Origin of the sequence: Zhongshania aquimaris, from assembly GCF_019312595.1 — a bacterium.
Lineage (GTDB): Bacteria > Pseudomonadota > Gammaproteobacteria > Pseudomonadales > Spongiibacteraceae > Spongiibacter > Spongiibacter aquimaris.
The window spans coordinates 16,469-36,819 of sequence record NZ_JAHWDQ010000004.1 but is presented as its reverse complement, the minus strand read 5'-3'; the positions used below and the strand labels follow the sequence as shown (position 1 = coordinate 36,819).

15 protein-coding genes are annotated in these 20,351 nt (G+C 50.2%); 9 read left to right on the top strand and 6 right to left on the bottom strand.

Translation table 11 applies throughout. The annotated features are described in order from the left end of the window. The first annotated feature begins 6 nt into the window (after positions 1–6). From KXJ70_RS14615 to KXJ70_RS14600, 4 genes are read left to right on the top strand one after another with little or no spacing between them, the layout of a single operon-like run. Positions 7–1,590, top strand: coding sequence for a DUF4331 domain-containing protein (locus tag KXJ70_RS14615; RefSeq protein ID WP_219044273.1), 1,584 nt, complete (start codon positions 7–9; stop codon positions 1,588–1,590). Positions 1,591–1,600: 10 nt separating this feature from the next. After that, entirely contained in the window at positions 1,601–1,828 is a 228-nt protein-coding gene (locus tag KXJ70_RS14610) for a hypothetical protein (RefSeq protein ID WP_219044272.1), read from the top strand. Next, entirely contained in the window at positions 1,812–2,957 is a 1,146-nt protein-coding gene (locus KXJ70_RS14605; RefSeq protein WP_219044271.1) for a tetratricopeptide repeat protein, read from the top strand. The genes KXJ70_RS14610 and KXJ70_RS14605 overlap by 17 nt, the downstream gene beginning before the upstream one ends. Continuing rightward, complete coding sequence (locus tag KXJ70_RS14600) at positions 2,954–4,042, top strand: HupE/UreJ family protein (protein ID WP_219044270.1); 1,089 nt, start codon at positions 2,954–2,956, stop codon at positions 4,040–4,042. Before KXJ70_RS14605 ends, KXJ70_RS14600 begins: the two co-directional genes overlap by 4 nt. Before the next feature lie 8 nt (positions 4,043–4,050). Here the strand turns inward: KXJ70_RS14600 and KXJ70_RS14595 are convergent, their stop codons facing one another. Beyond that, a complete protein-coding gene (locus tag KXJ70_RS14595) occupies positions 4,051–4,509 on the bottom strand; it encodes a DUF4124 domain-containing protein (protein WP_219044269.1) in 459 nt (152 codons plus the stop codon). A gap of 522 nt (positions 4,510–5,031) precedes the next feature. Here KXJ70_RS14595 and KXJ70_RS14590 point away from each other — a divergent pair. Further along, a complete protein-coding gene (locus KXJ70_RS14590) occupies positions 5,032–6,780 on the top strand; it encodes an acetolactate synthase 3 large subunit (RefSeq protein ID WP_219044268.1) in 1,749 nt (582 codons plus the stop codon). Further along, complete coding sequence (ilvN, locus tag KXJ70_RS14585; protein ID WP_103683381.1) at positions 6,780–7,271, top strand: acetolactate synthase small subunit; 492 nt, start codon at positions 6,780–6,782, stop codon at positions 7,269–7,271. Before KXJ70_RS14590 ends, ilvN begins: the two co-directional genes overlap by 1 nt. Positions 7,272–7,327: 56 nt before the next feature. On the opposite strand, the gene KXJ70_RS14580 is transcribed toward ilvN, so the two are convergent. Next, positions 7,328–8,461, bottom strand: coding sequence for a CAP family protein (locus KXJ70_RS14580; protein WP_219044267.1), 1,134 nt, complete (start codon positions 8,459–8,461; stop codon positions 7,328–7,330). Between the two features lie 392 nt (positions 8,462–8,853). On the opposite strand from KXJ70_RS14580, the gene KXJ70_RS14575 reads away from it, so the two are divergent. Continuing rightward, on the top strand, positions 8,854–9,219 hold the full coding sequence (locus KXJ70_RS14575; protein WP_219044266.1) for a YajD family HNH nuclease: 366 nt from the start codon (positions 8,854–8,856) through the stop codon (positions 9,217–9,219). A gap of 72 nt (positions 9,220–9,291) precedes the next feature. Next, positions 9,292–10,308 carry an alpha/beta fold hydrolase gene (locus tag KXJ70_RS14570; RefSeq protein WP_219044265.1) on the top strand — a complete coding sequence of 339 codons (1,017 nt, stop codon included), beginning with the start codon at positions 9,292–9,294 and terminating at the stop codon, positions 10,306–10,308. Between the two features lie 32 nt (positions 10,309–10,340). On the opposite strand, the gene KXJ70_RS14565 is transcribed toward KXJ70_RS14570, so the two are convergent. Together KXJ70_RS14565 and rapA are read right to left on the bottom strand one after the other, a co-directional pair. After that, positions 10,341–10,625: a hypothetical protein gene (locus KXJ70_RS14565; RefSeq protein ID WP_219044264.1), complete on the bottom strand. Its 285-nt coding sequence runs from the start codon at positions 10,623–10,625 to the stop codon at positions 10,341–10,343. 32 nt (positions 10,626–10,657) lie between these two features. After that, positions 10,658–13,552, bottom strand: coding sequence for an RNA polymerase-associated protein RapA (gene rapA, locus KXJ70_RS14560; protein ID WP_219044263.1), 2,895 nt, complete (start codon positions 13,550–13,552; stop codon positions 10,658–10,660). A gap of 260 nt (positions 13,553–13,812) precedes the next feature. On the opposite strand from rapA, the gene KXJ70_RS14555 reads away from it, so the two are divergent. Next, positions 13,813–17,298 (top strand): hybrid sensor histidine kinase/response regulator, encoded by a 3,486-nt coding sequence (locus KXJ70_RS14555; protein ID WP_219044262.1) that lies wholly within the window; start codon positions 13,813–13,815, stop codon positions 17,296–17,298. A gap of 6 nt (positions 17,299–17,304) precedes the next feature. On the opposite strand, the gene KXJ70_RS14550 is transcribed toward KXJ70_RS14555, so the two are convergent. Beyond that, positions 17,305–17,955, bottom strand: coding sequence for a response regulator (locus KXJ70_RS14550; protein ID WP_219044261.1), 651 nt, complete (start codon positions 17,953–17,955; stop codon positions 17,305–17,307). Between the two features lie 242 nt (positions 17,956–18,197). Further along, positions 18,198–20,174 (bottom strand): acetate--CoA ligase, encoded by a 1,977-nt coding sequence (acs, locus tag KXJ70_RS14545; protein WP_219044260.1) that lies wholly within the window; start codon positions 20,172–20,174, stop codon positions 18,198–18,200. Positions 20,175–20,351 lie beyond the last annotated feature (177 nt).

Here is a 20,351-nt window from a genome sequence, read left to right as displayed (position 1 = left end):
GTAAAAATGAAAATATCTAAACGGCGGCAGGTTTTCGCACTGTCATTACTCAGCGCAAGTATCATCAGTTCATTTGCCCTAGCATCCAGTCACCGAGAGGCGCCGTTTATTGCGGGATCGCCCAAGGTTGATGGCACCGATTTCTATATGTTCCGCAGCTATGAAGCGGATCGTGGCGACTTTGTGACCTTGATCGCCAACTACCAACCGCTACAAGATTCTTACGGCGGGCCCAACTATTTCACCATGGATCCCACTGCGCTTTACGAGATTCATATCGATAACGACGGTGATGCCGTTGAAGACCTCACCTTCCAATTTAAATTCAATAACGCCTACGGCCAAGCCAATGCGACTGGATTAATCCGCGATGGCGGTATTGATACCGGCGCAGGCAGTGATGTACAAGTGCCCTTGGCCGCAGTCGCGCCTGCCAGTGCAGTTGGCGGTATGACTGGTCTACTTAACGTGGTGGAAACTTACACGGTCAATGTGGTGAGTGGTGACCGTCGCACCGGCAGTAGCAGTGTTATAAGCGAAGCGGGCGGTAGCAATGCAAGCTTTACCAAGCCCGTCGATAATATCGGTGCTTTAACGATCCCCGATTACGAAACCTACGCCAATCAGTTTATTTACGATGTGACCATACCGGGTTGTTCCACCCCGGGGCGTTTGTTTGTAGGTCAACGTCAAGAAGGCTTTGTGGTAAACCTCGGCGAAATTTTCGACCAAGTTAACCTCAATCCGCTGGGTGCGCGTGACTCTCGCAGTAATACCATTGCTGATAAGAACGTAACCTCTTTAGCGCTGGAAGTGGCGTCCGACTGCTTAACAAGCGGCAGCGATACCGTAATCGGCGCGTGGACGACTGCGAGTAAGCGTCAAGGCCGTGTGCTCAACCCATCACCTACTGGCCCAACTGATACTGCATCGGGTAAAGGTCCGTCAGTCGAGCTTGGTGCGTGGACACAGGTTTCGCGTCTGGGCAGCCCCTTGGTAAACGAGGTTGTCATTGGTATCACTGATAAAGACAAATTCAATGCCAGTGAGCCGAAGGATGATGTGGAAAATTTTGGTGCCTATGTCTTGTTTCCGACTTTGCCGACATTAATTGAAGTATTGTTCGGTGTGCCAGCGCCAAAACCAGAAGGTGGTCGTGCAGATTTATTGGCTGCCTTTGTAACGGGTGTTACAACCGGTCCGAATGACACGCCTGCAAACTTTAAGTTTACTGCCCCTGCGAATTTGACGACTCCCGGCGAAATGTTACGTATGAACGTAGCCATTGCTCCAGTTGTGCCTGGTGCTGTGGGCTATAGTGACCTTGGCTTCCTGGGCTGCGATTTAGCGGGCTTTCCAAATGGTCGTCGGGTGACTGACGATGTTGTGGATATCGCTTTGACGGTTGCCGAGGGTGCGTTGTTAGGTGTGAACGGTCTGCAAACCTGTGATCTTAGTGGTGCTTCGCCAGCTGTCGCTAATCCTGGCGCAGTGGTGAATGACGGTGCCTTGCCTTCAACTACAGATTACCTAACGGTATTCCCATACCTAAACACACCGATTCCTGGTGTGGCCACAGCTAACAGATAAGGAGGCGCTTATGAAAACCATCATTAAATGTAGCCTGTTTGTGTGCTTGGGTCTTGGTCTGGTCGCGTGTAACAGTGACAGCAAGTACGACGGAAAAGGCGCTGGCGCGAATGCGCCAATAAGCGGCGAGCAGCTAATCGCATCTGTGGCTTTGCAGGGCGAGAATGGCGAGCCTGTATCAGTGAACGACAAAAATATTACAGACAGTTTCGACCCGATTGATGTCGATAGTTTGTAATCCCACTGGCCATAGTTTGGCTCAGGGAATAGCGCGGCGATGGTTTCATCGTCGCGTTATTTTTTTTGGCGCTGCAACGTGGTTTGTCATATCAATGTTGTCTGGGCCTGTGTTTGCAGGATCAGTTGACGGCCCGGCAATTCATCGTCCCAGTGACGACAGCACCATAATACTGAATCTTAATGCGTCTTCGACCGTGGTGAGTTCACTCTCTGCGAGTAGTCCGCAGGAGCATCTCGATGCAGCGAAGCGTGCTTTAATTCAATTTAGGCGCACTGCAAATCCCCGCTATTTAGGCGATGTTGAACGCGAACTAGCCGCTATTCCCGATAGTGATCGCAGTGGTCAATTCTATTTTTATCGCGCATCTCTCAAGCAGAGCCTGCATTTATTTGACGAAGCTCTAGCCGATTTAAGTACTCTTTCTCAGCAAGGTGGTGACAGTCTCGAATCCTTGATGATGCATTTTTCCATCAGCTTCGTCTCCGGCGAATACCAAGATGCAGAGAAAGCCTGCACTGCCTTAAAGAATTATGAAAACAGCTTGTATGCGGCGAGTTGTAGTCAGCAACTGCACGCTGCTACAGGAGATGCTGAAAAGGCCTATCACGATTTGAAGTTAGCGATGGCGAAATCGGGTTTGTTGGCTGATCGTCAGGCCTTGGCGTGGGCAACCGGAACCTTGGCGGATATCGCGGAGCGCGCTGGTCGTCATGATAGCGTGGCAATTTGGCAGTTAGCACTGCAGCTTCAACCAGATGATTTATATACCCGAGCGCGCTTGGCGGGTGAGCAGTTAAGGCTGGCCAATTATCAAGACGTCATTGCCGTAAGTAAGGATTACTTGGCGGTTGACGCCTTGGCGGTCAGTGCTGCAATTGCGCAAAAGCAGCTTGGCGAGGGCGAACAGTTAATCGCCATGCTAAGAACGCGTTTTGCCGAAGCGCTGTGGCGCGGCGAGATTTTACACAAGCGCGCTTACGCGCAGTTCCTATTAGATATCGAGCAGGATGCGCAAGCTGCTTTGGTCATGGCTGAAGAGAATTGGGCTCATCAGCGGGAGTGGCCGGATGAGGTCATTCTTGCCCGCGCTCGTGCCGCCAGTCGCGGCGGAGCAGAACCATTATGAGGCGTTCAATCTCCAGTCTTGTCACAGCCCTAGTGATGGTTGTTTTTGCGCTGCCCGCTTTGGCTCATAAAGCCAGTGATAGCTTTATGTATATTACTGCCGAGCATATCCGCTTGGATATTGCCGTACAGGATATGGCGCGTATTCAGACTCTGGATGCTAATGCCGATGCTGCCGTTAGCTGGGGGGAGTTGCGGGCCGTCGAGGCTGAGTTTTCAGAACTATTGCGTCGGCAAATTTCACTGAGTCAGAACACTGAGCCCTGTGCCTTACTCATTAGTCTGGAGGGTATTAGTGAGCACAGTGACGGCAATTACGCTGTTTGGCAGCTCGCCTCAGAATGCTTGTCGAAGCCGGGCGTGAAACTGGACTATTCTCTGTTATTTGATATTGATCCCCTCCATCGCGCCTTGATAGTAAGCGATCTCAGTGGTGAAAAGCAGATCAGTGTTTTGTCACCAGCTTCCCCTTCGCTTGCGTTGGGGGAGGCAATCTCGGCATTGGACACCGCAGAGGTCTTTATATGGCAGGGGGTTATTCATTTACTGCTTGGCTATGACCATATGCTGTTTTTACTAGCGCTGCTCTTGCCGGCAACACGTCGCAAGCACGCAGGGGGAGCTACGCAATCTTTGCGCGCCGTGTTCACGGACGTTGCTGTAATCGTTACGATGTTTACCCTTGCCCATAGCTTTACCCTGATTGCGGCCAGTTTGGGTTGGTTTAGCTTGCCCTCGCAACCCGTTGAGATAGCGATTGCGCTTTCAATTAGCTTGGCGGCGGTGTTGGCTTTGCTGGATGTCGATGTTCGTTTTCAGAGGGGGCTGGCAATGGGGGTTGGACTGATTCATGGCTTTGGTTTTGCGGGAGTGCTGTCAGACTTACTTGCCGCAAGCCCCTTAAAATTACTGGCGCTTGGCAGCTTTAATGTGGGTATTGAGCTGGCGCAGTTGGCCTTGGTGATTATAGTGTTGCCACTTCTGTATCGGTATAGCTTCCATCCTTGGTATCAGAAAAAGGCATTTCCACTGGCGGCTATCGCTTTGGCCGCCAGCGGTTTGTATATGGCATTGCAGCGAATCTAATTAAGTCATCAACCGCAGTTTTGGTTAATGACCTGCTGCGCTCGATACTCCTGTTCTTTAATTTCTTCGGCATTAAGCATCCGGCTGCTACCGTCGGCATTGGTAATGCGTATCCTTGCGCCATTGGCCTTTAATGACTGCATATTTCCCTTGGCTTTTTCGCACAGCTCTGGATCCTTGGGGGGGATGATTTCCATTTTCACTGGTGCATCGTTATTGCTATTAGCGTCTGCTACCGAATCGCTGTCGGTCTCACTTGCCTCGTCACCGTATTCCTCGCTCTGCATGGTTGCGCCGCCACGGGTTTCTACAAAGAAGTATTTGCGACCCAGTGGTGGTTGTTGGGTGAAATGCTGCTTGCCGTCATCGTCAGCCCAGCGGTAATAGCCGGTTTTGTCGGCGTAGGCAGAAAAATGGGTAGCCAATAAGCCAGCGCAAAGTGCAATTGTGAGGGCCGTAGTTTTCATAATTAATAATAACCGTGACGTATCGTTACTTAGATTATGGCAGATAAATTGCGGCGTGGAAAAACCGCGTTCAAAACAAGGCTAAGTGTTAGTTATTTCCTAGGCTATCGGCAAATCACCTGAATTAAGTCTTTGTTTGGTATTGACATAGAAGGCCATAGGTTAAAAAATACGCGGTCTATCTTTTTGATAGCAAATGGCTGTTATCCGCGCCGCTTACCTGCGGCCTAAATACAGAGTATGGCTCATCGTGTCGTACTGCTACCTACGAGTAGTTCCATTCACTCTGCAGACACATGACCTGTGTTGCGAGATTGCCCGCACCGCGTTATCCCGCGATGCATATAAACGCTGCTTGGCAGCATTTTGGCGTTTCGCCCGGAAATCAGCCGTGTCGGCTGAGAACCGGTGGTAATGTGTTTCGACATCTTTGTTCTTGTTTCATACCTTTTGCTGAGGATTTGCCTCGGCGATGCTATTAACAAGATTTTTGCGTATTCAAACTGAATCGAGGATATTTCAGTGGAGTTGTTATCTGGCGGCGAAATGATCGCGCGTGCCATGGAAGACGAGGGTGTTGAATTCATCTTCGGCTATCCCGGTGGTGCAGTACTGCATATATACGATGCTTTGTTTAAGAGCTGCAAAGTACCCCATATTTTAGTCCGCCATGAGCAGGCAGCTACTCACGCTGCCGATGGTTATGCGCGGGCGACGGGTAAACCTGGCGTGGTCTTGGTCACCTCTGGTCCCGGCGCAACCAATGCCATTACCGGTATTGCGACCGCGTACATGGATTCAATTCCAATGGTCGTTTTGTCAGGCCAGGTCATGAGCCATCTGATTGGTGAAGACGCCTTCCAGGAAACCGATATGCTGGGTATTTCTCGTCCCATCGTAAAGCACAGCTTCCAGGTTTCTCGCACCGAAGATATCCCTGAGATTATTAAAAAGGCGTTTTATATCGCGTCTAGCGGTCGTCCTGGTCCGGTGGTTATCGATTTGCCAAAAGACCTAACCAACCCCCATGACAAGTATGAGTACAACTACCCTAAAAAGGTGAAGTTGCGCTCTTACACACCAGCGGCGCGTGGTCACTCTGGACAAATTAAGAAAGCGGCAAGCTTGCTGCTTGGCGCTAAGCGCCCAGTTATTTATGCCGGTGGCGGCGTGGTTCAGGGTAATGCCTCTGAGCAATTGCGGGTTTTGGCGCGCGAGCTGAATTTTCCGGTAACGCACACCCTGATGGGCTTGGGGGCCTACCCTGCCAGTGATCGGCAGTTTCTGGGTATGTTAGGTATGCATGGTTTTTATGAAGCCAACAACGCCATGCATCACAGCGATGTGATTTTAGCGGTGGGCGCGCGTTTCGATGACCGTGTGACCAACACCTGCAGCAAGTTCTGCCCAGGTGCAAAAATTGTTCATATCGACATCGATCCTGCCGCCATTTCTAAAACAATTGCTGCTGATGTACCGATTGTTGGGCCGGTGGATTCTGTGCTGACAGATTTGTTAGCGGTAATTCGCGAAATGCGCCAGGCCGACAGCAGTTTGCCAGATGCCTCGTCACTCAAACATTGGTGGAGCCAAATTGATGAATGGCGCGATGCGCATGGCTTGTGGGTTAAGCCACGCTATGACATCTCTACGCCATATATCAAGCCGCAACAGGTTATTGAAACTCTGTGCAAAGTAACCCACGGCAAAGCCTATGTGAGTTCTGACGTTGGCCAGCATCAAATGTTTGCTGCCCAGTACTACAAGTTTGATGAGCCGCGCCGTTGGTTAAACTCCGGTGGTCTTGGCACCATGGGCTTTGGTTTGCCAGCCGCGATGGGGGCCAAGTTGGCATTCCCGGATGCGGATGTTGCCTGCGTCACCGGCGAAGGCAGTATCCAGATGAATATTCAGGAGCTGTCTACCTGCGCCCAGTACAATATTCCGGTCAAAATTATCAGCTTGTACAACGGCTATCTCGGCATGGTTAAGCAGTGGCAAGACATGCAGTATGAAGGCCGTTATTCAGAAAGCGTTTACGAAAATTCACTGCCAGATTTTGTCAAACTGACCGAAGCCTATGGTCATGTTGGCATTAAAGTGACTCAGTTAAGTGATTTGGAAGAGGCAATGAAAGAAGCCTTTGCCCGTAAAAATGACTTGGTATTTATGGATATTCACGTTGATCCGCACGAGCATGTTTACCCTATGCATATAGCGCCTAACGGATCGATGCGCGATATGTGGTTGAGCAAGACGGAGCGTACATAATGCGACATATTATTTCGGTATTGATGGAAAATGAGCCGGGTGCTTTGTCGCGTGTTGTCGGACTGTTTTCACAGCGCGGATACAACATCGAGACACTCAACGTGGCACCTACAGAAGATCCAACCCTGTCGCGTTTGACCCTGACGACAATTGGCGATGATCACAAAATTGAGCAAATCACCAAGCATCTCAATCGCTTGATCGATGTAGTGAAGCTGGTTGATCTGTCAGAGGGCTCGCATATCGAGCGCGAACTGATGTTGGTTAAAGTGCGTGCTACCGGTGCGCAAAGGGCTGAAATCAAACGCTGCACCGATATCTTTCGCGGTCAAATCGTAGACGTTGGCCCTAGCGTGTACACCATTCAGGTCACTGGCGCGGCTGACAAGCTAGATTCATTTCTAGAGGCAGTTGGCGAAGCGGCGATTATGGAAGTGGTTCGCAGCGGTGTTTCTGGCATTGCTCGCGGCGAAAAAGTACTGAGTTTGTAAGCTTTGTTTAGCGAAGTGATAAGGCGCCTATTGGGCGCCTTTTTTGTTTCCAAAATTTATAGTTTTAGTATGACTTGATTGCTACTGCTCATCAGTAAAACTTGGCCGTCATCAGAAAGTACTAGCCGGCTTTTTGCTGCAATTTTAGCGAAGGACGAAGCCTTGAAAACCGGCTTTTTGTACTTGTCGAGGAATGTCAGGTTGCCATCAGCGGGCAGAGTAATGAGAAGGATTTGCTTGTAATCCAGCCCCTTAATTGATTCCAATCCGCTGACGCGTTTACCCGAAGCGGTGAATACCGCTAAGTTGCCGTCACTCTGAAATACAACAAAGTATTTTTTGTTAGGTGAATAAAATTTTTGGCCTTTATTCAAGTTAGTGCCGGGGGCAATAATTTGTGTAGAGGCGACATTGAAATCTTTTGTGCTGCTGGTCGGAGTGCTAGTACTAGTAGTAATGTTTGAACTCGAACTGCTCGTTATTAGCCCAGAAGTATCGCTGCTACTTGTTGTAAGATCCGAGTTGGTAGGGGTAGAAGTAGGGGCGGGGCTTGCGGCAGGCGCAGTAATTATTTGTGTGCTGAATGACGGCACGGCGGCAACCTGGTTTACCACAGGAAATACGTGTTGTTCGAATTGACCAATAAAGTTGCCAGGTTGCCGATATCGGCATACAAGGAAGATCATGCCGCTAGAGTCAGATAGGTGTGATTGGCTAAAAACTGACGCACCGCAGCCCAATTGTGTGGAGGTGTCCCAGACTACTTGTGAAAAGTGGCCGATGTCATTTGCTACATTGCTTTCAGGGTTGGCAAAGTCATATCGTTCAAGCTCAGCGTACCATGCCGCGACAGCTTGAGCTGTAAGCTGATCGATACTGGTAGAACTTCCGGTTCTGAAAAAAAGGTTTTCGCCGACGAGTCCACGATTCGTGTCATGGATAACAGGATTAATTCGGTCTCCCGCGCTATCAGTCCAAGCCTGTGCTTCGGCGGCAAGTTGTGTATCCCATACCATCGCAGGCGCATTATGCGCGGCACGTTTAGCGTTGTGATGAGCGAGTATGGCTTGACCGAACAGGTCTAGCTGACTAATGGGCGCTGCCAGAGTGGCTTCGCTCATAAGCGAAAGGCAGAAAATGGAAAAGAAGCTAAAGCACCGTGTTTTCATAGAAAAGCTCTCTGCCTGCATGATTGAAATTATAATTTTCAAAAATATAGTCTTAGCGGGAGATTGAGTCGAGATATTTTTCGCGTGGTGGCAGTTGCTGGATTGGCACGTGGACGATTGAGCAGGTTTATTGTATCCCCGACCTTAACCTTGACCCCGACTCGATCGGGAATCGATCGAAACCACCGTCATCCCCGGCCCCGGCCCCAACCCCGATCGGGGATCCAGATGAGCGTAGCGAATGCATCCGTGTTTTACAGTAAGAACTCAATTTCAGGTCAGCGAATACTTATAGACTTTAATTGGGTGTAAAGTAAGTCGAAGTCTAGGAAAACCGTGTCCCCCCCATCAAGGTTCGGATGACGGTACGGTAGTGCGTGTAGCGCTATATTTAAACGTCGATGGGTGGGTAAATGGCTATTCAGAAAAAAACACTCGATCAGGTGCTCGCTGAGCAGCGAGAATACAATGCGAAGCGCGCAACGGGTTATAGAGAGCGGGCCTTGAAATTATATCCCTGGACCTGCGGTCGCTGTGCGCGGGATTTTGAGCGCAAGAATTTGTCAGAGTTGACGGTTCATCACGTAGATCACAATCATGATAATAATCCCGCTGATGGCAGTAATTGGGAATTACTGTGTATTTACTGTCACGATGAAGAGCACACAAAGTATGAAAATTTGGTGCGGTATGGCAGTACATCTGAGAAACAAGTAAAAGCTGCCACCTTTAATCCCTTTGCGGACCTAAAGGCGAAAATGGAAGGCAAGGATAGTTGATTGAGCGCAATGAATTCGTCGGCGTATTATCGCTCCACATTATTTCTATGTATTTTTAAATCGAGAGTTTATATGTTCAAACTTAAGATGATTGGTCTTATTTGGTGTATTTTTTTAACGCAAGCAACTACTTCACAAGCGGAAGAGAGTAAGCCAACCCTCGTTTATGATGCTGAGCTGAGTGCGTATGATTATGATTTTACAGTGAACTACTTTGCTGTTAAATCGCAACAACAATCCTTAAAGATGGCCTTTATCTATTTGAAAGGCGATGCAGATAAGCCGGTTGTAACCCTATTGCACGGTAAAAACTTTAATGCCGATTACTGGAGCGAAACAGCACTATTTTTGCAGGGCATGGGTTATGGCGTTGTTATCCCCGATCAGATTGGCTTTGGTAAATCATCTAAACCCGTTAACTACCAATATTCCTTTGCGGCAATGGCTCAGCAGACGCATTCATTGTTGAGCTTTCTGGAAATTGAAAAATCGATTGTGATTGGGCATTCCATGGGCGGGATGTTGGCAAGCCGCTTTGCTTTAATGTATCCACAAGTGACGCAGCAGCTGGTTTTACTTAACCCCATCGGATTGGAGAATTATTTGCAGTATGTGGAGTACAAGGACACAGATTTCTTTTACAAGGGTGAGCTTGCTAAGACCGAAGAAGGCATTAAAAACTACCAGCGTAAAAATTATTACGACGGCAAATGGAATGATCAATATGCGGCGCTAACAGACTTTATGATCGGCCAGCTTAACGGTCCGGATAAGGATTTAATGGCTTGGGTCAATGCTAAAACCTACGATATGATTTTCACCCAGCCCGTGGTGGCCGAGTTCAAGGATTTATCTGTGCCGGTTAGTTTGATTATAGGTAGCCGTGATCGAACGGGGCCTGGGCGGAACTGGATGCGGGGCAATGTCGATTATGAGCTTGGTCGCTATGATCGTTTAGGCAAAAAAGTTGCCAAAATAATTCCGAATGCCAGCTTGTTTGAGTTGCCGGGTTTGGGGCATTTGCCGCATATTGAAGATTTTGAGCAATTTAAAAAGGTGCTACTTAAGGCTTTTAAATCAGGGCAGTAAATTTTGGCTGCGCCGCGTACCTGTAGGTCCGATTAGTGTGCGCTAAACGCCTGCACGCAATAGCCCTTCGCTAAGGCTTCGGTAATTTGTGGATCTTTCGCAAAAGCTGGGTTTTTAGGTATTTGGGCATTGTCGATCATCTTGCGTTTGATGATGGTAACGTCTTTGAAACCCTCGGCCATGACAAAAAGCTGAGCCAGCTTTTCTGCCCCGAACATGTCTTTAAAATCGATGTAGACAATAAATGGCGCGCTTTCGCCCTCGGTGAATTCGCCCTGGGTTTTCTTGGCCGTGGCGTTTACAGAAAATAGATACATGCTTTTCTCCGGCCAGTTTTCTGCTGGGCAAATTATTGACTAACGATGGCCAGCCGCAGTGCTGACATATTTAATTGCAGTGATGTTAGCGCGCTTAAGCCGAGTTCGGTTTCGTGGTCGAAGGTCGCCAACTCCTTTGGATCTACGTGGGGGTTGCGGCTCATTAACGATTGCAAACGCTCACGTTCGTTGCTGCGATCCAGTTGGTAGGCTTGGGTCGCGGTGGCTACCCATTCTTTACTCGTTTCTTCTGCAAGTTTCTCTATGTGTGGAATCATGGCGGTAATACTGGCGCGCACTTCGCGAAGCAGTACCGGCATTAAGGTCTTTTTGACGCCTTGGGCAATCTGATTCAATTTGCTATGCGCAACCGCATTAGACAGGTTGCGATTTTGCTGGTCAGTTACAAGGCGGAAACTTTGCGCGGGTAAATAGCTTTGTAACTGCAACCAAGCCGGTGCTTGTAGCGCGGGGCTGAAAAATGACTCAAGTAATAGTGTGCCGGGTTTGAGGGCTTTTACCGCAATAGTACAAATGCTGGCGCTGCCGAAGTCGCTGGACATCACCATATCCATTCCGCTAGTGATTAGCGGGTGTTCCCAGCTGAAGTAAGCCATGTCTTCGCGACTGAGTGCGCGGTCGCGATCAAAGGTGCCGGTAATACCGTCCTCCGGCAAATGCGGGAATGCTTCGGTGATCATGTGATCGCCGGGCCGTAATATAATGGCGTTGTCGCTATGATCTTCGTGGTCTAGACCAAACTGTTCAGCGAGCATTTCAACATACTCCGCTAGTGCGTCACTGCGTTGTTCTGTTTCTAGTGAGGTAATTAATTCTGCGGCGCGCTTTGGTTGGCACGAGTTTAGTTCTAGCAGGCGGTTGCGGCCTTTGCGCAAATTTTCCTGCATTACTATGGCTTTATCGGCGGCGCGTTCGATAACGGTATTGATCTCGCTCGCGCTGTCATTGACCAGTGCTGTGCGGAGCTCGTCGCCAAACTCCAGCATCAAGGCATTGCCGACGGTGCAGGGCTGTTTGAAAATACTGACCGCGTCGCGATACCAGTGCAGTAATTTTTCTTGCGCGCTGCCTTTGTAGTAGGGCACGTGTAAATTGACATCGCCGAGCTGGCCGATGCGATCAAGACGACCAATGCGCTGCTCTAGTAGGTCTGGATTTAAAGGCAAGTCAAATAAAATCAGGTGCTGCGAAAACTGGAAGTTGCGACCTTCGCTGCCAATCTCTGAGCAAATTAATAGTTGGGCGCCGTCCTCTGGGTCAGCAAAATAAGCCGCCGCGCGATCGCGCTCGATCAGGCTGAGTTCTTCGTGGAAAACTGCGCTTGCAATGCCGCGACGCAGCCGCAGATGGAGTTCCAGGTCTCGGGCCGCGTTTGCGTCCGCGGCAATGAGCAAGACTTTCTCGTCTGGGTTTTGCAATAAGAACTTCTCTACCCACGCGACTCGGGTGTCTGCTTTTAACCACGCAGCGCCGAGCAATTGCTCTGGGTGCAGCGACTCTTCCAAGCTAGCTGTTGTGCAAGCTTGCTCGTACCCCGCCGGTACATCAAGCGGGTGGGCGTGTAATACTCGCTGGGGGAAGCCGCCAACTGAGGCGCGGGTGTTGCGGAACAGCATGCGGCCTGTCCCGAAACGGTCGAGTAGATCGCGGATGGTTTTGTCGAGCTGTTCAACGCTAGGGCTTTTTCCTAGCGCACAGAATGCGTCTTTACCTAATAAGGTCTCTAAACGCAGACAAAACTCGGTATCACCAAGCGAGGTCTCCGGTGAGTCACTCAGGCCTTGAATGAGTTCACTGATGTCTTCGTAGTGACTTTGCTCTTCAAGGAAGGCGGCCAAATCCGGGTAGCGGGCCGGATCGAGTAGGCGAAGACGAGCAAAATGGCCGTCTATGCCAGCATTTTCTGGCGTGGCGGTTAATAACAGTACCGAGGCAATTTCTGCGCTTAGACGCTCGACCAGTTTGTATTCGGCAGAGCTGCTGCCGTCTTCGTGCCAGTGCAGATGATGAGCTTCGTCTACCACTAGCATATCCCAGCCGGCGTCGCATAATTGCTGCTGACGGCGATCGTGGCTGCTTATCCAGCTGAGTGGGCAGATGACGAGCTGTGCATCTTCAAAGGGATTTTCTTCGTTTTCTTTCGATTCTTCTTCGTCAAAGAAAATACTGCTCGGCTCGTCTTCGTATTCGTCTATTTGGCGGCAGCGCGCCTCGTTAAAAATACTGAATTTGAGATTGAAGCGGCGCAGCATTTCTACCAGCCACTGGTGAACTAAACTGTCTGGTACCACGATCAGTACACGTTTTGCGCGCTCAAGTAGTAGCAGTTGATGAATGATTAAACCGGCTTCAATGGTTTTGCCTAGTCCCACCTCGTCGGCAAGCAACACGCGGGGTGAGGGCCGACTTGCCACTTCTGCGGCGATATACATTTGGTGGGGTAGTAACTGAACTCTCGGCCCCAACAAACCGCGGGTGCTAGCGGCTTGGCTGGTGTTTTGCTGTTCTAGGGTTGCGGCTCTTAGTGCGAAGCGGCGGTGGTGTTCTACTTGACCGGCCAATAGACGCTCTTTGGCATTGCTGAGCTTGATATTGGCGCTCAGGATTTGCTCAGGCACCGGGTGCACGTCACCGTTTTCGTCTTCAGCAAAGTAGACGATGCAGCCATTGTGTTCTTGCTGCTCTTTTACTATCAGCGGGCCCTGGTTGGGGACATCGATATTATCGCCAACTTGAAATAGTACTCTCGATAGCGGTGCGGCTGCAGCGGCGTAAGTGCGCTCTTCTTCTGCTGCCGGAAAGGCAATGACCACACGACGGTTTTCGGCTTCAAGAATAATACCCAAGCCCAGGTCGGGTTCTGGGTTGCTGATCCAGCGTTGGCCGGCGATAAAAATAGTAGACATAGGGTATGAGTATAGCTCGATGTATTGACTAAGTTCAGTGCTGAGGCAGCCTGATTTCTGGAGTGCGAATGTTACGCATCGCTGGCGCCAAGGGAAAGTCTTAATACCGTAAATCTGCCCAAGGGCGACTTTAAATGGTGACAGAGACCATAGTGACCGCTGCAATGTAGACTATTGTCGAGTAGCGATGTGCTCGCGCTGCGCTAGACTGTAAGCATTCGCAAGATGATTGCCAAAGACAGGCGTGATGAGGCTAAGAGTTGGAAAGTCAGTGGCTGGTATTGTTGGCGTTTATATACGTCGCGTGTTTATTTCTAATAGCTTGGTGGGCCGATCGGCATACCCAGCGGCCGCCGGTCGTGCGCGCCTTAGTTTACAGCCTATCGCTGGCTGTTTATTGCAGTTCTTGGACGTTTTTTGGGGCTATTGGTCAGGCCGTTAACGACGGCTGGTCTTTCGTTCCAATTTACCTTGGCCCTATTCTTTTGTTTGTATTGGCGTGGCCGTTTATCCGTCGCTTATCGGTTGTGAGCACGCGTAACCGAGTGACTTCAATAGCGGATTTTATTGGTTCTCGCTATGGGAAGCATCAATTCCTTGCAGCATTGGTCACCTTGATCGCCGTCGCTGGCAGTCTTCCTTATATTGCTTTGCAATTAAAAGCTGTTACACAGGCGTGGTTGACCGCGCAGCATATGTGGCAACCAAACTTGGCTACAAGTCATAGCAGCACTAGTTTCATAGCAGCGCTAATTTTAGTTGTCTTTACGGTAGCCTTTGGCACCCGGGTGGTTGATAAACGACATCGTCATCGTGGCTTAATGGCGGCAATTGCGGTGGAATCCCTTGTAAAGTTGACCGCGTTTGTGGCGGTGGGCGTGTTTGCGCTAAGTATTTTGTTTAGTGCGGGGAGTAATGGGCTTGAAATCGAATACGGGAAACTGGCGAATTTGCCTGCCCCGGTCAATTTCATTACTCAGCTTGTCTTGGCAGCGGCCGCGATAGTCTGCCTGCCTCGGCAGTTTCACGTTATGGTGGTAGAGAATCACAGCCGTCGAGATATGCGCGCCGCGCGTTGGATATTTCCAATCTACCTAGCGTTGTTCTGTGCGCTTATTGCACCAGTTGCGATTTTGGGGCAGTCCCTTCTCGGGAGTGGCGCGCCACTTAGTCCAGATATGTTGGTGGTGTCTGCACCTATGGCGGCTGGCAGTAATACCTTAGCGGTAGTGGCTTTGCTCGGTGGTTTATCGGCGGCTACCGGTATGGTTATTGTTGCCTGTGTGACCTTGTCGGTGATGGTCTGCAACGAGTGGATGGTGCCACTCTGGCAGTTTTTTAATCGTGCTCACAGTATTAATGCCCGCTGGTTGCAGCAGGTCAGACGTGGCGCGATAGCGGCGTTACTGCTGGCCGCCTGGTTATTGGAGCAGCAGTTAAGTGGTCGCGGTGGTTTGGCGTCTCTGGGCTTGCTGTCTTTTGCTGCGGCTGCGCAATTAATGCCATCAATTATCGCGGCCTTGTATTGGCCTAGAGCGCACTCTCGTGGCGTTATTGCCGGCCTGTTTGCTGGTGGTGCAATTTGGTTTTACTGCCTATTACTACCTGCTTTGCTGGGCCCTGGGCATCCCTTGCTCAGCGATGGTCCGTTTGGCTTGTTGTGGTTGCAGCCAGAGGCACTGCTCGGTTTTCAATTTCCAGATCCCTTAAGCCATGGGGTGTTTTGGAGTCTATTGCTGAATTGTGCGAGCTTAGTGTTGGTGTCTGCAATGAGTCGGTTTAAGGCGATTGAATTACGCCAAGCGCGCGCCTTTACCCAGCTGCGTTTAGTGAGGGGATATCAAAAAGCCGATTTTGAACTCACCAAGATTGAAAGCTGGCAGTTGCAGAGAATGTTGACGCCACTCTTGGGCGCAGATAGAAGTAGGCAACTCTGGCAGCGTTTCGAACAAAGGATTGGTCAGCGCTTACTGGCTAACGATAGAGTGCCACGATTTGTTGTAAAGGATGTAGAAGCGGCATTGGCTGCTATTGTCGGTGCGGTTTCAGCGCATCGCACTTTAGATTTACTACAGCGCAAAAAGCCATTGCAGCTTGATGAGTTTGTGCTGTTGATCGGCGACACATCTAAGCAGTTGCAGTTTGGTCAGGATTTATTGCAAATCACCTTAGAGACCATACCTCAGGGTGTGAGTGTTGTAGATGCCAATTTGGATCTGGTGGCGTGGAACAGCCGCTATATCGAGTTATTTGGTTTTCCCGAGCGGCTGTTGTATATCGGTTGTCCTATTGCCAAGGTCTACCAGTTCAATGCAGAGCGAGGATATTTGCAAAATGCGGATACTGACGTGGACGGGGCTATTGCGCGCCGTCTGGCTTTATTAAGCGGCGGAAAACCCTACCGTATAGAGCGGTCGCTACCTAATGGCTTGGTTGTCGAAATTTGTGGTACGCCAGTGGCGCGGGGCGGCTACGTGACTACCTATACCGATATCAGCGAATACCGGCGTATGTTCAATGAATTAGATGGCGTGAAAAACCAGTTGGAGCGGCGCGTTATTGAGCGGACCTCGGCGCTGGAAGCGGCGAATGCATCACTGGCGACTGAGAACCAGGCACGGGCAAAAATCGAGCGTGAGCTAAATACCGTTTACGCTAGTAAAAGTCGATTTTTGGCGGCGGCCAGTCATGACTTGTTACAACCAATAAGCGCGGCACGTTTATTTACCGCCGCACTTTCGCATCGCACCCAAGGCAGTGATTTTGCCGCCGAGGTTGGACATATTGATGCCTCGTTAAGTAGTGCGGAAAATTTGATTACCTCCTTGCGAGAAATTGCTCGTTTGGACTCGGGGAATATTCAGCTCGATCGCCGAGACTTCTGTCTAGCAGATTTACTAGAGCCCTTGACGCGAGAGTGTGCTCTACTTGCGGAACAAAATGCCCTTAACTTGACGGTTCGCCCCGGCGATTTTTGGGTGTATAGCGATCAGCAGTTATTGCGACGGGTGATACAAAACTTCCTTTCTAATGCCCTGCGTTACACTCGAACAGGCGGTGTTTTACTGGCCTGCCGACGTCGAGCTGATAATATTCTGATTCAAGTTTGGGACACCGGCCCCGGTATTTCCCCGCGAGACCAACAGCGGGTGTTCGACGAGTTCGAGCGCGCCCACAGCAGTGTTAACAACGACTCCGAAAAGGGCTTGGGTTTGGGTTTGTCGATAGTTCAGCGAATCAGCGGAATACTCGGCCATGAGATAACACTTCGGTCAGAAGAGGGGCGCGGCAGTGTGTTCGCAATTCAAGTGCCAGCAGGACATGTCGTTGCGAGTCGAGTTGAACAACAAGCTCCTAGCTTACAATCTGAACTGGCCGGGATAAGCGTTTTGTGCATAGATAATGAGCTCGGTATTCGTGCAGGTATGCAGGCGTTACTTAGTCAGTGGGGATGCCGAGTGTTTACTGGCGCAAACCTTGGCGAGGTTTTAGGGCAGTGGCGATTGGACTCTGCGCCGGATATTGTACTTGCTGATTTTCACTTAGATAACGGCGAAACGGGGCTGGAGGTACTGCAAGCCTTAAATTACCGCTGGCATACTCAGTTGCCGGCGGTGGTGATTAGCGCAGATAACAGCGCAGAGGTGCGTGGTCAGGTAGAAGGTGCGGGCTATCGATTCTTAGCCAAACCCGTAAAGCCAGCGGCATTGCGGGGCCTGATGCGGCAATTGGTATTGCGCGGATAAAACCAATCAAAGCTGGGGTGGGTTTACCTCTAGCTGGGAAAACAGCAGTGCGGCTTGGGTGCGGGAGTGCACGCCGAGCTTTCGAAAGATTTCGGTGATATGGGCTTTAACCGTCGCTTCGCTAACATTGAGTTCGTAGGCGATTTGTTTGTTTAGCAGGCCTTGCACTAACAGAGTTACCACGCGAAATTGTTGGGGCGTTAGGCTGGCGATGTCTTTGGCTATTTTTTGCTCTTTGCTGTCTTGTCCTATTTGATAGCGCACTCCCTCGGGTAGCCATCGCGCGCCGTCGAGTACCGCATTGATTGCAATTGTTATGGTGCTTGCCGGACTGCTTTTTGGTAGAAATCCAGCTGCGCCGTGCTCGATGGCACGGCACATCACTTCAGGGCTTTCGCTGCCGGAGATAATAATTACTGGAATGTCTGGATGCTGGGCTTGCAGATGTATCAAACTACTAAAACCCTGGGCGTCGGGCATATGCAAATCGAGTAGGATGAGATCGCAATCTGGCGCGGATGCGAGAAGGCTTTGCAAATCTTTAAGAGACTCTGCTTCGTCAACCACACAGTTTGTAAAGCTCTGATCGAGGCTTGTTTTAAGTGCAGTTCGAAACAAGGGATGGTCGTCGGCAATAATAAATCGCTGTGAGTCCATCTGAGGCCCTTTTTATTAGTGTATTTTGGCTACAGTGTATAGAAAAAGACCCGTTGGTGCAGGGTATGACTGTTAATTTCGAGTTCTTGATATTGAATTGAATGGTACTCGCACCCTGGCGTGCAAGATGCTAAACGGGAGATAGAAAACACTGAGATAAAGATTCAGGTTTGTGTCTCTCGTCAAGCATCCATTAATAGATGGGCGTACCAACAATTATAGTTCGACCTCCGGTATTGGGTTCAAGCGATATTTGTATTGCTCAACTTGTGGTTTTCGATCAGTTTCGCAACAACGGCGGGATCGGCAAGAGTCGATAAATCACCAAGGTTTTCGGTATCGTCAGCGGCAATTTTGCGCAGTATGCGGCGCATGATTTTTCCGGAACGGGTTTTTGGCAAATCGTCGGTCCACTGGATGATGTCCGCGACTGCAATTGGGCCAATTTCTTTGCGTAACCACTGCTTTAATTCATTGCGCAGCGTTTCGCTCTCGGCGCTTTTGTCGGTCAGGGTTATATAGGCGTATATGCCTTCGCCCTTGATGGTGTGCGGGTAGCCCACAACGGCGGCCTCGGCAACTAAAGGATGGGCGGCGAGGGCGCTTTCGAGCTCAGCGGTTCCCAAGCGATGACCAGATACATTAAGTACGTCATCGACTCGCCCAGTAATCCAGTAATAGCCGTCTTCGTCGCGACGAGCGCCGTCACTACTGAAATAGTAGCCTTCAAAGGTCGAGAAGTAGGTTTCGATAAAGCGCTGGTGGTCGCCGAAAATCGTGCGCATTTGTCCCGGCCAGCTATCGCAAATCACGAGGTTACCTTCCGCTTCGCCAGATAAAAGCTGGCCTTCGTTATCGACTAGTGCGGCATGTACGCCAAAGAACGGTAGGGTTGCCGAACCGGGTTTTAGACCGATAGCACCGGGCAGAGGGGTGATCATCACACCGCCGGTTTCTGTTTGCCACCAAGTATCTAATATTGGGCATTGGCTGCGGCCAAATTGTTCGTAAAACCACGTCCATGCTTCGGGGTTGATGGGTTCGCCTGCTGTGCCTAGCAAACGCAGCGAGCTGCGGTCAGTATTGGCCAAGGCCTCGGTGCTGTGCGCCATGAGTGCCCGTATAACTGTGGGCGCGGTATAGAGAATATTGACTTGATGTTTGTCGATAATCCGGGCCAATCGACCCGCGTCCGGGAAGTTGGGAATGCCTTCGTACATGACTATAGTGGCGCCGTTACTTAGCGGGCCATACACGGCGTAGCTGTGGCCGGTGATCCAGCCGATGTCGGCCATACACCAATATATTTCACCGGGTTTGTAATCAAAAACTAGCTGGTGACTGAGTGAGGTGTAAACCAAATAGCCGCCAGTGGTATGGACCGCGCCCTTGGGTTTACCTGTTGAGCCTGAGGTGTAAAGGATGAACAGCGGATCTTCCGCGTTCATGATCTCTGGCGCGCAGTCGCTAGCCTGATCATTTACGAGCGCGTGGTAGTCAACGTCTCGAGATTCCTGCCAGTTAATCTTGTCGCCACAGTGGTTAACCACCAAGACTTTTTCGACTAGTGACGCGGGGCAGAGCGCAATGGCGTCATCGACATTTTGTTTTAGGCTGACTTGTCGGCCACCGCGATTTCCGGCGTCGGCGGTAATGACTAATTTCGACTGGCCGTCTTGTATACGGCCAGACAGCGCTTCGGGTGAGAAGCCACCGAAAACGACGGAATGTACAGCCCCAATTCGCGCGCAGGCCAACATTGCGATGGTCGCTTCTGGAATCATGGGCATATAGAGCGTTACCACATCCCCTTTCGCCACGCCTAAGCTTTTTAGGCCGTTGGCGAGTTTGCTGACTTCTGCGTGTAGTTCCCGATAAGTGTATTTGCGAACGGGATCGGTCTCGCTGTCGGGCTCCCAAATCATCGCCAATTGATCGGCCTGCTGAACTAAATGACGATCTAAGCAATTCACACTGGCATTCAGTTGGCCGTCTTCAAACCAGCGAATGGACAGATTGTGTTTTGCAAAGCTGCAATTCTTAATGGTGTTTGGTGAGATGACCCAGTCTAGGCGCTTTGCTTGTTCCGCCCAGAACTCTTCTGGACTGTCGAGGGATTGTTGATATAGCGAGGTATGAGTTTCACGGTCTATGTACGCTGCAATTTTTGCGTTGGCAGAAACGGGATAGTGGCCTGCATAAGGCGTTGAAGTGGTCATGACCGCAGTCTCCATTTTAAATTTATTGTGTTCTACTATCCTCGCGCTGTGATGTAAATAGAATTAGACCTTGGTCTAGTCCCCTTTTTTGTTGTGTCTTCTCGGTTGCTTTGCAACATAGACTTTGGTCTATACGTGACTAATGGCTAATATCCTTGGTGGTGTGGTGGGATTATA